Consider the following 14980-nt stretch of genomic DNA (forward strand, 5'->3'; position numbering starts at 1 on the left):
ACGGCTGTGGCTGCTGCACGCGAGGCTGAGAAGAAAGAGGAGGGACAGAAGCAGGTAAAGCTCTACGCGATAATAAGGATACGTGGCCGCGTCGATGTACACCCAGACGTCGAGTATACGCTTAAGCTGCTAAGGCTACACCGTAAGTTCCACCTAGTACTCTACCCGTCGACGCTGCCGGGCATCGAAAGGATGATACATAAGGTGAAGGACTGGGTTACATGGGGCGAAATAGACCGTGATACGCTGGTAGAGCTGTTGAGGAGGAGGGGCAGGATATCTGGTAACAAGCCTCTAACAGACGAGTATGTACAGGAGAAGCTAGGGCTCAAGGGCGGTATAGAGGAGCTTGCCGACAAGCTGCTCAAGGGAGAAATAATGCTCCACAAGCTCTACGACAAGCAGAAGAAGATATGGATAATCAAGCCGGTATTCCGGCTACACCCGCCAAGAGGCGGCTTCAAGGGCAGCATCAAGAAGCCCTATGGCGCAGGCGGCGAGCTAGGCTACCGCGGGCCAGCGATAAACGAGCTTATAAGACGCATGCTCTAACAAGGCTAGGCACTGTGGGGGTGCCTGATTCATGGTTGTGCGTAGGAGGAAAAAGAGTCGCCACCTAAGAGGCAGAACCAGGACGATGGGCTGGGGTCGTATAGGTCAGCATAGGGGTAGCGGTAGCAGGGGAGGCTTTGGCGCTGCCGGCATGCACAAGCACATGTGGACCTGGGTAGTAAAGTACGCTCCAACATGGTTCGGCAAGCATGGCTTCAACAGGCCACAGATATACGAGCTCAAGGCGTCAGAGATAAACGTTGGAGAGCTGGCTGAGAAGCTTGATGCATGGCTAAGGGAAGGTGTTGCCAAGCAGGAGGAGGGTAAGATAGTGGTGAACCTTGCAGAGCTAGGCTACGCGAAGCTGCTAGGACGCGGCAAGATAACAAGGCCAGTAAAGGTCATAGTACCCGCAGCGACGGAACGTGCTGTCAAGAAGATAGAGGAGGCTGGCGGCGAAGTAGTAATACTCAAGCAGCAAGGGTAACGCTGTTTCTCGAGTCCTGCAGCTCCTCCTTTCTGCTCTACACGTGTGTTCGCACATCTTGAACCAGCTTTGCCCTATGCCGGGGGCCTCTTCTGGTTCTTCTGCCCAAGCTTGCCGGGCCTTTCCTCTCCTTAGGCCTGGTTGATGTGCTTGTGCTACTGTTTGGCTGTATGAGTAGGGTCTATATACTGGCTACTTCACTGCTAGCGCGCGGGCTAGGCTTATGGGCGTCTTGGAGGTTTTGGCTGAGGTTTCGCGGTATATACCGGCGGCTGCCAAGCCTGCTAGGAGGCCAACACTACCAACGAGGCTTATGTGGACTGGTCTCGTGGTGCTACTCTACCTTATCATGAGCGAGATACCACTAGTGGGCGTTTACGGGTATGGGCAGGCTACCCAGGCAACTCTAATGTCGATGCTTCTAGGCATGAATATTGGTACGTTGATGACGCTTGGTATAGGCCCCATAGTAACTGCTGGCATCGTGCTAGAGGTGCTGGTTGGCGGCAAGCTGATAGAGCTAGACCTAACCAAGCCTAGGGACCGTAAGATATTCATGGGTGCCCAGCGCACCCTAGCGCTGCTCTTCGCGCTGCTCGAAGCGGCAGCTTATGTAATCGGGTGCCGGTTCTGGATATCAGCCTTTGCTAGTAGCCCGGAGGTGTGTCCGCCAATATCAACAGCGGTGAAGATAATTGTTGTGTTACAGTTAGTCTTTGCAACACTAGTACTAATGTGGTTCGACGAAATGATCCGCAACGGCTGGGGTATAGGCTCGGCGCTCAGCCTGTTCATTGTGGCTAGCGTGGTTAAGGGATTGTTCTGGCAGCTGGCAGGGTCAACCAAGGTTGCTACGCCGGAGGGACAGCCAGTATACTATGGTTGGCTAGCCCACGTGGTCTCAACCGGCGACCTCGGCGTGCTGAGGCGCGGCATGCCAGACATGGTTGGGTTCCTGGCGACAATAGCGATCATAATGGTGCTGATATACTTCCAGCTTATGAGGGTCTACATACCGGTCACCAGCCCGAGGTATGGCAGCATAAAGACTAGGATACCGCTAAACTTCATCTACGTGACAAACATCCCTATACTATTCGTAGCCATAGCAGTCTCAGACATCAAGGTATTCGAGATCGTAATAGCTAGCTTACTCGGCGCCGACAACCCCCTAGTGAGGGGCATGGATGTACTATACAACTATGTGAGCCCACCTCGTGGCCTCTTAGCGGCGGTTGCTGACCCGCTACGAACACTAACCTTCGCCCTGGCATGGCTAGCACTAGGCCTTCTCTTCGGCTTTATCTGGGTTGAGATAGCAGGCCTCAGTCCGAGGCAGCAGGCAGAAAACCTGATAAAATCTGGCATGGAGCTCCCCGGTATACGCAAGAATGTCAAGCTGCTTGAGCGCATACTAGCACGCTACATCTACCCGCTAACAGTGATAAGCTCACTGCTAGTAACAACGATGGCCATACTAGCAGACGTGTTCGGCGCCTACGGCACAGGCTCGGGCCTAGTACTACTCGTAGGTATAATCTACAACTTCTACCAGGCCCTGGTATACGAGCGTACGCTAGAGATGTACCCAACGCTACAGAGGCTACTAGGCCGCTGACGCAGCTCCTCCCCTTCCTGGGCTCAGGTTTTTATGAGCCCAGCTCCTCCGGCCCTGCTTGCCCGGGAAACTGGAGCCCAATACACCCATGCCCGGCGCTCTGGGTGTAGGGCTATGGTTCTCCGAAACCCCTTCATAACAGTGATTGTCACCGGCGTGCCTGGTGTGGGTAAGACAACGGTCCTGGGCAGGGTTGCAGAGAAGCTTCGCAGCAAGGGTGTACGGTTCGAGATTGTAAACTTTGGCGATTACATGTTTCGGGAGGCATCGGCGGCGGGGCTTGTAAGGCATAGGGATGAGATGAGGCATCTACCACTGAGAAGGCAGCTCGAGCTGCAGGAGAGTGCGGCTCGCGCCATAATAGCTGATGCATCCTCCAAGCTAGGCGGTGACGGGGTGCTGCTGGTAGACACGCATGCGGTCATACGTACCTCGACCGGGTTCTGGCCGGGGCTCCCCGAGAACGTGGTTAGGGAGCTCAAGCCCGACTCAATAGTGCTCATAGAGGCTCCTCCAGAGATTATTGTTGCGCGGCAGCAGAGGGATAAGAGCAGGGTTAGGAGCGATGTAGCTAGCGTCGAGACTGTTAGGGAACTACTAGAGATGGCTAGGAAGGCAGCTATGGCTAGTGCTGTTCTCGTAGCAGCCAGCGTCTACCCGGTCGAGAATGTTGAGGGCAACCCGGACATAGCTGCTGAGAAGATAGTGGAGCTAATAGAGAAGCTCCGTTAGACCACACGAGCCTCGGTGGAGGGGAGGGTTTGGCCCTCACACTACTACTCTACGAGCTCTACATCGTTTTACTCGTGCTGGCGGGCTTAGCGCTCACAGAGTACATGTTCTACCGTATTGCTGGCAAGTGGTTCTTCCGTGCGAGGGCGGAGCTGGAGATCCTGGTTGAGGAGCACCGCCGTATAACCCGGAGTATTGGGGGGAAGAAGGATAGGCGTAAACTCGGCAAGATCAGAGCGAGGGCATACACGCTCTCCGGTAGTGTTAGGAGGTTTACGCTGTACCGCGTACTCATGCTCATCCCGGTGTACGTGCTGTTCTCGGTAGTGTTCCTTGTACGTGGCGTAGCCGTGCCAGTGGAGTACTGTATACCATTCTTCTCGTTCACCTACGAGGGTGCTTGTGTGACGACTACCGGCCACATAGCGGTACTTTCATTCCTTGTTGGCCTGCCGCTAGTCCAGGACGATCTTATAGCGGTGCTAATGTTTAAGAAAGCCCGGCTGTGGAGCCGGATAAGAGCGGGGTGAAGCTGTAGATGCCCAGGCCGCACCAGAGAACAAGGTCGCTCCGCCGCGTCTACGTTAGGACACCCGGTGGCGAGACAAAGATACACTACGAGAAGAGGAGGCCTGGGCCGGCGCGCTGCGCGATCTGTGGTAGGCCGCTAAACGGTGTGCCCAGGCTGAGGCCTGTAGAGCTAAGGAAGCTGCCGAAGACGGCGAAGAGGCCTGAGCGCATGTATGGTGGTGTGCTCTGTGCTGAGTGCCTGGAGAAGCTGCTGAAGAAGAGTATTCGCAGCCAGGTGCTAGCACAGCTAGAGCAGCTAAGACGGAGCGTGGCTGCTGGGCAGTCCTAGCTTTCCACTGTTCTCCCCGCTGGTACTCCAGCCTTCTTTACCCCTAGCCCGTGTCGGGGCCTACTCTACACCTGGGTGGCAGTCCTGCGTCTACAGCCGCTACTCCCTCCAGACTGTAGCAGCCCGAAGAAGGGTCCAACGATAGCTGTTAGTGGGCCGCCGGGCAGCGGTAAAACCACGTATGCGCGCCGGCTAGCTGAGGATCTAGGCTTGGAGTACTATTCGGCGGGGCGTATCTTCCGGGAGCTTGCCAGAGAGCGTGGGGTTAGCCTGGAGGAGATGAACCGTATTGCGGCTAACGATCCCCGGATAGACCTTGAGATAGACATGCGGACGCTCGAAATAGGCTGTAGAGGCAATGTCGTGATAGAGGGCCACTTAGTCGCCTGGGTTCTGAGGGGCGTAGCTGATGTGAGGATCTATGTTACGGCGCCGCTAGATGTTAGGGTGAAGAGGATAGCTGAGCGTGAGGGGAGGAACTTCGAGGAGGTCTACAGGGAGACTGTTATCAGAGAGTTTATGCATCAGCAACGCTTCCTAGTAATGTACGGTATAGACATCTCAAACCTTTCAATATTCAACCTTGTACTAGACACAGAGTACCTCTTAATAGATGACGCCTACTCCATAATAAGGAGGACTGTGTGCAACATCCTCGCAGCCAAGGGGTACCAGCTGGAGGCGTGTAGCAGGCTGTAGGTAAGGCTTAAAGCAAGGTCTCAGCTGTAGCCCTTGCCGGCAAACCTGGGGAGACGGGGGAGGACTATGCCAGCCATAGAGGTTGGTAGGCTCTGCGTAAAGACCAGGGGCCGTGAGGCCGGGAGGAAGTGTGTAATAGTCGAGATAATAGACGACAACTTTGTCCTCATAACAGGCCCGAAGGACGTATCGGGAGTGAAGAGGCGGAGAGCAAACATTAACCACATAGAAGTGCTCCCCGAGAAGATCAACATACAGCCGGGCGCTAGCGACGAGGAGGTAAAGAAGGCGCTGGAAGAGGCTGGGCTCCTCGACTTTATGAGGGAGAGGGTCCGCATAGAGCTGAAGCCTGGCCTCCTCTAGCACCATACTGCCAAGCAGGTCATATCCCCGGCCCCAGATACTATACCTGGTTCTTTTCGGCCCGGCTAGTATCGGGTGGGCATGTTGTCCAGCGAGCTTACTAGAAAGGGGCTAGAATTCATAGAGAGTCTTGACAAGTTTGCCGGGCTGCAGCGCAGCTGGATAGTGAAGGTTGAAGAAGATACAAGCCCCGACTACGGCACGCCGCCGTGGGCTCGGCCGATAGAGAAGCATATCAGGATGGGTGTTATACCCCTAGACAAGCCTCCGGGTCCCACGAGCCACGAGGTTGTAGCATGGATCAAGAGGATGTTCGGCTTATCCAAGGCCGGGCATGGCGGCACGCTGGATCCGAAGGTTACCGGTGTACTCCCTGTAGCCCTTGAAGAGGGTACCAAGGTTATAGGACTAGTGGTCCACACCGGCAAAGAGTACATGTGTGTTATGCAGCTCCACCGTCCAGTCCCGGAGGAGGAGCTACGCAGGGCAATCAACATGTTCGTAGGCGAGATCTATCAGAGGCCACCGCTGCGCAGCAGCGTCAAGAGAAGCCTGAGATTGAAGAAGATCTATGAGATAGAGCTGCTGGAGTATAATGGCCGCTATGCCCTCATGAGGGTGTTCTCCGAGGCTGGCACCTACATGAGAAAGCTCTGCCACGACATAGGCCTAATACTCGGCGTCGGCGCGCACATGAGGGAGCTGCGTAGAACCAGGAGTGGCCCATTCCGCGAGCGTAACGGGCTTGTAAGGCTGCAAGAGCTAAGCGAGGCAATCTACCGCTGGAAGCAGGAAGGCAAGGAGGACCTCCTCCGCAAGTACATACTCCCAATAGAGTATGCAGTTAGCCACCTGCCAAAGATAGTGGTTAGGGACACGGCAGTCGACGCAATAGCGCATGGTGCTAACCTCGCGGTACCGGGTATTGCTAGGCTACACGAGGGCATCAAGCGCGGAGACCTCGTAGCACTACTAACACTAAAGGGCGAACTCGTAGCAATAGGCGTAGCCCAGATGTCCAGCGAAGAGATAGCAAAGGCCAAGAAGGGCATAGCAGTGAAGATAAGGAGGGTCATAATGCCGCCAGGCGTCTACCCGCGCGCCTGGAAGAAAAAGAAGTAGGGTCAAACCCTGAGGATTCTCCTCCGGGTGCTAACAGCCCGTGGCAGCCCACTACTACAGACCACGGAGCCGTAAAGGGCCGCGAATGCTAGTCAGCGACTACCTCCGAGGCGTAACGGTAGAGTTCTACGTCTCCACCGAAGTCTTCTCGCCAAGGGAAGTGGATGAGGGTACACGCCTCCTCATAGAGCACGCCATAGTCCCCGAGGAGGGTACAGTGCTAGACATGGGCTGCGGCTACGGAGCCATAGGGATAACACTTGCAAAGGCACACCCGCGGCTCCACGTGGTAATGGTGGATGTGAATCCCAAGGCAGTAGAGCTGGCAAGGCTTAACGCGAGACACAACGGCGTCGAGAACCGCGTAGAGGTGCTACAAGGGGATCTCTACGAACCAGTAAAAGGCTACCATTTCGACGCGATAATATCGAACCCCCCGCTGGCGGCGGGCATGAAGATCATAGAGAAGCTTATTCTCGAAGCGCCAGCCCACCTAAAGCCCGGCGGCTCACTCCAGATAGTAATGAGGAAGGGAGCCGAGAAGGCAAAGGAGCTAATGCAGAAAGCCTTCGGAAACGCGAAGGTACTCCTCCGCAAGAAGGGCTACACAATACTCTATGCCGAGAAGCCCAGCTAACACCCTATAAACCCTCCAGATACAAATCACATCTACGAGGGGCTCCCATCCAGCCCCCTGGGCGCCGGGGTGCCCGAGCGGTCCAAGGGGCCGGCCTTGAGAGCCGGTGGCCGACAAGGCCGCGCGGGTTCAAATCCCGCCCCCGGCGCCATACCGCCTCTCTCAGCCCTACCCATCTACACGTCCATCCAAAATCCATAGATCTTCTCGATGCTACAACGTTGGCTCCTCCTTGCAGAGGTAGTAACAGGATTTGTGCTTTCGATTAATCATTTACTTCGCAAGGCCGAGTGTCGCGAAGAATGCTTGAAGGAATAAGATAGGAAATGTTGACGACTCGAAAACAGGACGGAAAACGCTGCTATACTATACTATGTGTTATGTTTCCTTGTACGCCTTGCCTTCGAGCAGTATTCTCTTCAACCAGTTAAAGTAGTGTTCCTCGATCCCTAATTGCCTCAGCTTGGCTAGAACTGAGTTGATATCGTACTTTACGCGGCGTATCTCGAGCGAGCCTTTCTCCACGTCGAGGATGGCGTATGATGCTCTCGGGTCACCGTCTCTTGGCTGGCCGACGCTACCCGGGTTAACTATTCTCACCCAATCTATGGTCATATCGACCGGTATGTGGGTGTGGCCAACGACAACGAGGTCTGCTTTGACGGGCCGGGGCTTCAAGGCAGCCATGCTCGGGGTTAGAGCTAATCTAAGCTCGTCGGCGGGTAGGTTGGGCCTAAGATAACCGTATAGGGGGTTTCTCGGTGACCCGTGGGCCATGTAGACTTTGAGGTTGGACACCTGGCCCGAGTATACCTTGGGGAGGCTCCTAAGCCACGATATCTGCTCGCGGGAGAGCAGCTTGAACGTTATGTGCTTTCTCGTGTACTCGCTAAGCTCATGGATCTCTGGTGCACATCTACAGTCAACACCGTATGCCGCCGCGTAGTCGTGATTGCCGGTAACGATAACCTCTGGTGCTAGATCCCTAACAATATCCACCACTATATGGGGCTCAGGCCCGTAATCGACAAGGTCTCCGAGAACCCATACAGCATCCCAGCCGCGCGCGTTCTCAAGCACGGCTTTTAGGGCGTCCGCGTTTCCGTGGATGTCCGATATGAGTAGGATCTTCAAGCTGCTCCCGGGACCGCGGATGCTAATTGTCCAAGTGTTAAAAATAGGTATTCACCTTAGCCTCCCGACGCTCCATGCCAGGGGCTGTCCCGCCACACAGCATCCCAGAAGTCCTGCTCTGTATATGTCATGGGCTTTACCAGCTTGTCCCTTAGGTCGGCTAGTACCCGGTGGTGCTCAACCTCCTCCTCATATATCACCGCCATCAGAAGCTTCACCCGCGGATCTTCCACTTGTTCGATTAGTTTGCGGCTCTCCTCGAGCATCTTTGATTCGGTCTCGATGTGCTTCTCTACAGCCTTCGCTATCTCCTCGAGTTTCTCCTCCGATATGAGTAGTGCTTGTCTCGTCAGTAGTTCTGCCATGGCCTCGTATAGTGTGCTGTGTTTCTCCGAATCCCGCGATATGGCCTCGAAGATCGCTGCTAGGGCTGGATGTTTAATGGATGCTGCTATCTTCTTCAACTCCTCCGCATACCTCCGCTCGGCTTCGGCTAGCTGCTTGAGTCTTTCGATTAGCCCCTCCATACACACACCTCTGTTTAGGCATAGCTATCCCCTTACTATATTTATTTATCCCTAACTGTCAGCGTTTTCCACGCATCTGAAGGCGTGAACGCCGCCCCCCGCCCCCTATGTAGACGATTTTTGATGTCCCCGCCAGGCACGGGCCCGAGCACCCGCGGCGTTGCCGAGACCGGTACGACAGTGGCGCTGGGTGGCACTGGGAGGGTGGACACCTCCTCCTCGGCCGGGGCCTTGGCCCTGGCCAGCTTCATAACGCTTGTTTTCTCGTGGATGGTTACGGGAGGGATAGCCGGGAGGGAGCCAGCTTGGCTGGTTTTGAGCTGACAACATATCGCAGGGTGTGGATGGTAGTTTACGTGTTTCTGCCCTGGATCCTTTGGCCCCTCGCGTTTGTTGTTTTTCGGGAGCACTTCTTGATTGCGATGGTGGCTGCTACCGGGGTGCTCGGTCTCGCTACTGCCACGATAGGTCCTGGGGTTAGGCTGGGAGGGATAGGGGTCAGGGAGGCTGTGTGCTCGGTGGCCTATGCGGTGTTGCTATACGCGTTGTTTGTCGCTGGAGGCGTTCTCTCCAAGCTGCTTGGTCTCTGGGAGGGCGTAGCTGCAGTCTACGGAATGGTTGGGAGGGGATTGCATCTCGTACCAGCTCTGGCATGGATAGGGTTCCTGGAGGAGGTCTACTGGCGCGGTGGCTTCCAGGAGGGGTTGCTGTCTAGGGCCACGAGGAGGCCCTGGCTCGCATCTAGCCTGGTCTACTCGGCTGTTCACGTGTTTACAGGTAACCTTGTCTTGGTTGCTGCCGCGCTGGTTGTAGGCCTGGTCCTTGGCTTTGAAGCTCACCGCTGTGGGGTTGCGGCATCGTCGCTGACTCACGTGCTCTGGCTCTACGCTGTCATTCTCGTTGCGCCGGTTAACCTCCTGCTAGGCTAAACATTTTTCCTGGAAGTAGAAAACTCGTCTCGCTGGGTGGTTCATATTGCCCAGAGCCCTGGAGGTTTTTATCTCAACGAGGCCGTGGAGCTTTCCAATGACCATAGTTTGTGTTGGTTTCGGTATAGCGTATGGTTTCTGGCTAACGGGAAGCATCGATGTGCCACTGTCGCTGCTAGCGTTGCTCGGCTCTGTTCTGCTGCACGCTGCCGCCAACGTCTGGAACGACTACTTCGACTACAGGTATGGTATCGATAGGCCAGGTGTGGGGACGACAGTGTACAGGCCGCATCCAATATTCGCCAACATCATGGTGCCAGGGCATGTGCTGGTGTTTGGAACCTCTCTGGGGCTCGCAGCCCTGGGCATCGGATGGGCTCTAGTCTTGGCCGGGCGTCCGCTAGCCCTACTGCTGGGGCTCGCTGGCTTCATCCTGGCCTACTCGTACACGGGCCCGCCGCTCAACCTGAAGTACAGGGGTCTCGGCGAGCTCGGGGTCTTCATTGCCTGGGGACCGTTGATGGTTGTTGGAGGAGCGTACGTGGCTTCGGGGAGCCTCAGCCTGGAGGCTGCTGCGGCCTCTGTGCCTCTGGGCCTGCTGGTGGCAGCCGTCCTGCTAGCCAACAATATCAGAGATGTCGAGAATGACAGGGAGTCAGGCGCCTACACGCTCGCCGTGAGGATTGGGAGAAGGTCTGCTATCAAGCTATACCAGTCCATGATACTTGCACCGTATATCATACTAGTCGTACTGTACACCGCAAAGCTGGTGCCCCTAGCGTCGCTCGTAGCGCTGGCCTCTCTCCCGCTGGCAGTTAGCCTAGCTAGGCTGATGTCGCGCGAGGTGCCAGTGGATGCTGACCCTAGGACAGCAAAGCTAGTTGTCGCATTCGGTGTACCCTACATACTGGGTACCCTAGCGTCGGCCATCGCAAACGCTATATAGAGTGGATGCTATCCATGTTCCTGACTATTTTGTTATTTTGTTATGGGTGGGAACCAAAAGCTGGGTCCTCTCGGCAAGGATTCCCAGGGTGTATTGCGGGCTTAGCTTGGTGCAGGGACTGTAAACGTGTATTCACTCTGCGGAGGATAGGTTAGAGATAGGCTTCAGTGTTGTACAAAAAGGCTTCGTTTTAACCTCTTTTCCTCCTCTAGGTAGCTAAGCCTCTTCTTAACGTACTCCCTGTACTTGACGTAGCGGTGCACTGTTGCGATGGCTGCAGCCGCCCTCTCGGGTGTTGGGTAGGCTGGTATCTTTGCCTCGGTGAGCTTCTTTATGCCTTCATAGGCTTCTATACCTCCTATGAGTGCGACGGTCATGGGCTTCTTTAGTCCTCCAGCGTCCTTAACTGCGTTGATTATAGCCTCTGCCACCTCTACGGGGTGTGTCATGGCTGTGTGGCAGTAGAGTACTACGATGCTGTCCACGCCGGGATCGTTTAGGGCTGCATATACGGCTTTGTAGTACCACTCTGTTGGCGCCATGCCTGTCAGGTCTATGGGGTTGTTAAGGGATGCGAATGGAGGTACGAACTTCCTTATCTCATCGACAAGGCTCTGTGGTGGCTTCTGTAGCAGGAACCCGTTGTCAGCAAGGGTGTCGCTAGCCTGTACGCCTGCGCCGCCACCATTCGTTATGATCACTATCCTGTCGCCGTCGGGCAGCGGGTTCCATGTGAGGGCTTTGACCCAGTCGAAAGCCTCCTCTATGCTCTTAGCGAATAGGATGCCGCTCTGCTTGAAGGCGGCTTCGTAGAATGCTATGTTTCCTGCAAGCGAGCCTGTGTGGCTAGCGGCGGCTCTTGCACCAGCCTCGGTCCTACCCGACTTTATGACTACTATGGGCTTCTTCAGTGTCACCCTGGATGCTACCTCAACGAATTTCCGGCCGTCGCTAACACCCTCCATGTATATCAGCACTATGTTGGTGTTGGGGTCTTTCTCGAAGAACTCTAGGAAGTCGGCATCGTCTAGATCAGCCTTGTTGCCCAGGCTTATAATGGCCGAGACCCCTATTCCTTCCATGATCGTGGTGCCCATGAGCGCTATGCCCAGGGCGCCGCTCTGCGTTATGAAGGCTACGCCTCCCGGTATCACGTCGCGTGGTCCGAAGGTGGCGTTTATCCTTGAGGGGGTGTAGACGTAGCCGAATACGTTTGGTCCGAGAACCCTTATCCCGTACTTCCTAGCTGTCTCCACAACCTTCTTCTCGAGCTCTACGTTCCCCACCTCTCTGAAGCCCGAGGCTATTATAACGGCGAACTTTGCTCCAGCCTTACCAGCGTCCTCTATAACCTCGGGCACCTTGGGTGCGGGCACTGACACTACGACGACGTCTACTGGTTCCGGTATGGCGGAGACCGAGGGGTATGCTTTGAGCCCCAGGATCTCGTCAGCGTTTGGGTTTACTGGGTAGATCCTGCCTTTGAAGCCGTACTCCTTCAAGTTCTTCAGTATGATGTGGCCTATCTTCTGCGGGTTCTTGGATGCTCCTACCACAGCTATCGAGGATGGGTAGAATAGCTTCTCGAGCCCGGCCATGGCTACCTACCTTCCTCACTTCTAAGTATGATCCTTATGTCTGCGATCTTGGCGCCCTTCCCCTTCTCAAAAACCATTATGGGGTTCAAGTCTATATCTTGTATCTCCGGGTTCTCGAGCATCAGCTTCGAGGTCTTGACTATGATGTCCTTCAGCGCCTCGATATCTCTGGGGGGCTTGCCGCGGTATCCCTCCAGTATCCTATACGCCTTGATCTCCTTAATCATCTCCTCAGCATCGATAGGCGTTACCGGAGCTAGCCTGAAGCTCACGTCCTTCAGAACCTCTACGAATATGCCGCCGAGCCCGAACATCAGCAAGGGGCCGAAGATCTGGTCGCGGGTAGCGCCCACTATCACCTCTAGGTCTGATGGCACCATTTCCTGTATCAGAACCCCAGCTATCCTAGCTTCAGGTGCATGCTTCTTCACATTCTCGATGATCTGGGTGAAGGCCTTTCTAGCGTCATCCTCGCTTCTTATGTCAAGTATAACTCCGCCGACATCGCTCTTGTGCGTTATGTCCGGAGATACTATCTTGAGAACTACCGGGAACCCTATCTCTCTAGACAGCCTAGCAGCTTCGTCGGGATCCCTAGCAAGTCCATACCTGGGTACGGGTAGCCCGTACGCCTCTGCAACAGCATACGCTTCATGTTCTAAGAGCTTCTTTCTACCCTCCTCAAGAGCCTTCCGAAGAACATCCTTTGCACTGCCCATGTTCTCAGCTCATGGAGCTGACAGTGTGCCTAGGGAAAATATGTATTAAATAGACAATTGTAACTAACACTGTTCGTCTAACGTCTTAACCTCAGAACTGTAGAGAGCTATAACAATGTTCTTTACACCCCATCCAAGCTATCCGCATAGCGCGTCACCATCACCCCCATCCAGACCATCAATACCCAACTAGGTGTAATCAGCAGAGCCACAACTCCAAGGAGGAAAGAACACTGCTAAGCCGTTCCCAGAGTAGCGCGCCCCGCCTAGCACGGCTATGCATGCATACGCTATTCGAATGGAAGGGGGTATTGCTGGATTGAAAAACAGGGTTAGGCCTAGAAGGAAGGGCTTCAATACAATATGTATCATACTTCCTGCAGTACATAGTTTGGTACTACGGGTGGTAGTCCCCTTCTCTTAGCATAGCTTATATTCAGCAGTCTGTGTAGTGCTGCGAGGAGGATTACTCCGATTGGCAGTAGTATCGCTGGATGCGTTATACCTGCCGCGAAGAGGGTGTACAGCACGAGCGATACGGCGGCGGTGGTTAGCGCGTAGGGTATCTGTGTGTTCACGTGGTCTATGTGGTCCGCGCCGGTGAACATCGAGGACATTATCGTCGTGTCGCTTATGGGTGAGCAGTGGTCCCCAAATACTCCTCCCGCGAAGACGCTTGCTATCGCAGCATAGGTTACTAGCTCCGTCGTGGCTGGGTCTAGGCCGTGCTGTATGGCCAGCTTCCACGCTAACGGTATTGCTATGGGCATCATTATCGCGAAGGTGCCCCAGCTCGTCCCCGTCGTGAAGGATATGAATGCTGATGCTGCGAATATCAGTGGTGGTATGAGGAAGGGATGTACTCCTGCCGCCGCCACCGTCGATACTATGTAGTCTGCTGTCCCCACGGCATCTGCGGCCGATTTCAAGCTCCATGCTAGGAGCAGTATGGTGTTGGCGAGTACCATTAGGTACATGCCACGCACAGTGTACTCCATGAGCCTTGACAGTGATAGTGTGCCCGTTGCTAGTATCAGTGCTGCTGCAGCAATGTAGCCTGCAAAGCTGCCCCAGAGTAGTGCTGTCGCGGCATCAGCATTCATTAGTGCCGTGGCGAAGTCTGTCTCCCACCACTTGCTGGGATCGTCTGCTCCTGTCAGCCACATTCCCACTAGTGTCGCAGCTACGAGTGCGAGTATTGAGAGCGGGAATATCCATGGCGGTGCCTGCTTCTGGGACGGCTCTCCTAGCACGGTTTCTGTAGGCATTAGCGGCTGTGCGCCATCGCGTAGCACTTTGCCCGTCTTCACCGCCCTGTGCTCCGCCTCTAGCATTGGGCCATAGTGTCTCCTTGTCAGTATGACTATGAGGACTAGGGTGAGTGCTAGTATGCTGTAGAAGCGGTAGGGTACAGACATTATCCATGCATACATGGCGTTGGCGGGGTCTGGCGCGTAGGGTAGGACTCCCTTCCCCGCCTCTTCAGCCAGAGTTGTGAAGGAGTCCCTGATTAGGCCGACCTCGTAGCCTATCCATGTCGATATGATTAGTAGTCCTGCTACGGGCGCGGCCGTGGAATCCACGATGTAGCTTAGTAGTTCCCTGCTCACCCTCAGACTGTCAGTCAGCGGCCTTACCGTGTTGCCTACGACGACCGTGTTGGTGTAGTCGTCGAAGAATATCGTCCAGCCCAGTATGTATGCCAGCAGGCTTGCTTGCCGTGCACTCCTCACCTTCCTCGTAAGGGCGGCTGCCACCGAGTGTAGCGCGCCGGAAACGTAGAGTATACCGACGAAGGCTCCGATTACGAAGTTGAAAACCAGTATTGTCGCATTCCAGCTATCGGTCGCATTCTCGATTATCCATGCAAGGCTCTGTGAGGTAGCCCTGAAAACCGACACAGCATAGCCGGCAGGGCCCGCTGCGCCGGCTAGAGCTAGCATGAAGGCTCCTACCCAGATGCCTGCAAAGAGTGCTAGGAGTACCTGCCTCGTCACTATAGCCAGGATTATTGCTAGGAGGGGCGGGAGGAGCGAGAGGGGGCCAAAGTCGGCCATG

17 protein-coding genes and 1 tRNA gene are annotated in these 14980 nt (G+C 55.1%); 13 read left to right on the forward strand and 5 right to left on the reverse strand.

Going from position 1 to position 14980, the window contains the following annotated elements:
• The first annotated feature begins 6 nt into the window (after positions 1-6).
• The 11 genes from HBUT_RS06910 (at position 7) to HBUT_RS06960 (ending at position 7220) form a co-directional block, all read left to right on the forward strand.
• Positions 7-552: a 50S ribosomal protein L30 gene (locus HBUT_RS06910; protein ID WP_048061861.1), complete on the forward strand. Its 546-nt coding sequence runs from the start codon at positions 7-9 to the stop codon at positions 550-552.
• Positions 553-583: 31 nt separating this feature from the next.
• Positions 584-1039: an uL15 family ribosomal protein gene (locus tag HBUT_RS06915; RefSeq protein ID WP_011822470.1), complete on the forward strand. Its 456-nt coding sequence runs from the start codon at positions 584-586 to the stop codon at positions 1037-1039.
• Positions 1040-1262: 223 nt separating this feature from the next.
• Entirely contained in the window at positions 1263-2657 is a 1395-nt protein-coding gene (gene secY / locus HBUT_RS06920) for a preprotein translocase subunit SecY (RefSeq protein ID WP_011822471.1), read from the forward strand.
• A 114-nt stretch (positions 2658-2771) separates the two neighbouring features.
• Entirely contained in the window at positions 2772-3389 is a 618-nt protein-coding gene (locus tag HBUT_RS06925; protein WP_011822472.1) for an adenylate kinase, read from the forward strand.
• Positions 3390-3418: 29 nt separating this feature from the next.
• Positions 3419-3919, forward strand: coding sequence for a hypothetical protein (locus HBUT_RS06930; protein WP_011822473.1), 501 nt, complete (start codon positions 3419-3421; stop codon positions 3917-3919).
• A gap of 8 nt (positions 3920-3927) precedes the next feature.
• On the forward strand, positions 3928-4248 hold the full coding sequence (locus HBUT_RS06935) for a 50S ribosomal protein L34e (protein ID WP_011822474.1): 321 nt from the start codon (positions 3928-3930) through the stop codon (positions 4246-4248).
• Positions 4249-4332: 84 nt separating this feature from the next.
• Entirely contained in the window at positions 4333-4947 is a 615-nt protein-coding gene (gene cmk, locus HBUT_RS06940) for a (d)CMP kinase (protein ID WP_420804951.1), read from the forward strand.
• Between the two features lie 66 nt (positions 4948-5013).
• Complete coding sequence (locus HBUT_RS06945) at positions 5014-5310, forward strand: 50S ribosomal protein L14e (protein WP_011822476.1); 297 nt, start codon at positions 5014-5016, stop codon at positions 5308-5310.
• 81 nt (positions 5311-5391) lie between these two features.
• Complete coding sequence (locus tag HBUT_RS06950) at positions 5392-6432, forward strand: RNA-guided pseudouridylation complex pseudouridine synthase subunit Cbf5 (protein ID WP_083756361.1); 1041 nt, start codon at positions 5392-5394, stop codon at positions 6430-6432.
• Positions 6433-6472: 40 nt separating this feature from the next.
• The gene (locus HBUT_RS06955) at positions 6473-7069 is read left to right on the forward strand and encodes a class I SAM-dependent methyltransferase (RefSeq protein WP_011822478.1); all 597 of its coding nucleotides are present in this window, start codon (positions 6473-6475) and stop codon (positions 7067-7069) included.
• A gap of 63 nt (positions 7070-7132) precedes the next feature.
• A tRNA-Ser gene (locus tag HBUT_RS06960) sits at positions 7133-7220 on the forward strand.
• A gap of 227 nt (positions 7221-7447) precedes the next feature.
• On the opposite strand, the gene HBUT_RS06965 is transcribed toward HBUT_RS06960, so the two are convergent.
• Positions 7448-8203 (reverse strand): metallophosphoesterase family protein, encoded by a 756-nt coding sequence (locus tag HBUT_RS06965; RefSeq protein WP_011822479.1) that lies wholly within the window; start codon positions 8201-8203, stop codon positions 7448-7450.
• A 56-nt stretch (positions 8204-8259) separates the two neighbouring features.
• On the reverse strand, positions 8260-8730 hold the full coding sequence (locus tag HBUT_RS06970) for a hypothetical protein (protein WP_011822480.1): 471 nt from the start codon (positions 8728-8730) through the stop codon (positions 8260-8262).
• 305 nt (positions 8731-9035) lie between these two features.
• On the opposite strand from HBUT_RS06970, the gene HBUT_RS06975 reads away from it, so the two are divergent.
• Together HBUT_RS06975 and menA are read left to right on the forward strand one after the other, a co-directional pair.
• Positions 9036-9659, forward strand: coding sequence for a CPBP family glutamic-type intramembrane protease (locus HBUT_RS06975; RefSeq protein WP_011822481.1), 624 nt, complete (start codon positions 9036-9038; stop codon positions 9657-9659).
• Positions 9660-9705: 46 nt separating this feature from the next.
• A complete protein-coding gene (gene menA / locus HBUT_RS06980) occupies positions 9706-10605 on the forward strand; it encodes a 1,4-dihydroxy-2-naphthoate octaprenyltransferase (protein WP_011822482.1) in 900 nt (299 codons plus the stop codon).
• A 164-nt stretch (positions 10606-10769) separates the two neighbouring features.
• Here the strand turns inward: menA and HBUT_RS06985 are convergent, their stop codons facing one another.
• From HBUT_RS06985 to HBUT_RS06995, 3 genes are all read right to left on the reverse strand, one after another.
• Positions 10770-12203, reverse strand: a complete 1434-nt coding sequence (locus HBUT_RS06985) for an acetate--CoA ligase family protein (RefSeq protein WP_011822483.1) — start codon at positions 12201-12203, stop codon at positions 10770-10772.
• A gap of 2 nt (positions 12204-12205) precedes the next feature.
• On the reverse strand, positions 12206-12922 hold the full coding sequence (locus HBUT_RS06990) for an acetate--CoA ligase family protein (RefSeq protein ID WP_011822484.1): 717 nt from the start codon (positions 12920-12922) through the stop codon (positions 12206-12208).
• A gap of 368 nt (positions 12923-13290) precedes the next feature.
• Positions 13291-14979 carry a Na+/H+ antiporter NhaC family protein gene (locus tag HBUT_RS06995; protein WP_011822485.1) on the reverse strand — a complete coding sequence of 563 codons (1689 nt, stop codon included), beginning with the start codon at positions 14977-14979 and terminating at the stop codon, positions 13291-13293.
• Position 14980: the final 1 nt, after the last annotated feature.

This window comes from Hyperthermus butylicus DSM 5456, assembly GCF_000015145.1.
In the GTDB taxonomy this organism is placed as follows: domain Archaea; phylum Thermoproteota; class Thermoprotei_A; order Sulfolobales; family Pyrodictiaceae; genus Hyperthermus; species Hyperthermus butylicus.

Excerpts from the sequence above, each read along its gene's own strand:
- HBUT_RS06915 (WP_011822470.1), top strand. The coding sequence starts at position 584 with ATGGTTGTGCGTAGGAGGAAAAAGAGTCGCCACCTAAGAGGCAGAACC.
- secY (WP_011822471.1), top strand. The coding sequence starts at position 1,263 with ATGGGCGTCTTGGAGGTTTTGGCTGAGGTTTCGCGGTATATACCGGCG.
- HBUT_RS06925 (WP_011822472.1), top strand. The coding sequence starts at position 2,772 with ATGGTTCTCCGAAACCCCTTCATAACAGTGATTGTCACCGGCGTGCCT.
- HBUT_RS06935 (WP_011822474.1), top strand. The coding sequence starts at position 3,928 with ATGCCCAGGCCGCACCAGAGAACAAGGTCGCTCCGCCGCGTCTACGTT.
- HBUT_RS06945 (WP_011822476.1), top strand. The coding sequence starts at position 5,014 with ATGCCAGCCATAGAGGTTGGTAGGCTCTGCGTAAAGACCAGGGGCCGT.
- HBUT_RS06950 (WP_083756361.1), top strand. The coding sequence starts at position 5,392 with ATGTTGTCCAGCGAGCTTACTAGAAAGGGGCTAGAATTCATAGAGAGT.
- HBUT_RS06970 (WP_011822480.1), bottom strand. The coding sequence starts at position 8,730 with ATGGAGGGGCTAATCGAAAGACTCAAGCAGCTAGCCGAAGCCGAGCGG.
- HBUT_RS06985 (WP_011822483.1), bottom strand. The coding sequence starts at position 12,203 with ATGGCCGGGCTCGAGAAGCTATTCTACCCATCCTCGATAGCTGTGGTA.
- HBUT_RS06990 (WP_011822484.1), bottom strand. The coding sequence starts at position 12,922 with ATGGGCAGTGCAAAGGATGTTCTTCGGAAGGCTCTTGAGGAGGGTAGA.
- HBUT_RS06995 (WP_011822485.1), bottom strand. The coding sequence starts at position 14,979 with ATGGCCGACTTTGGCCCCCTCTCGCTCCTCCCGCCCCTCCTAGCAATA.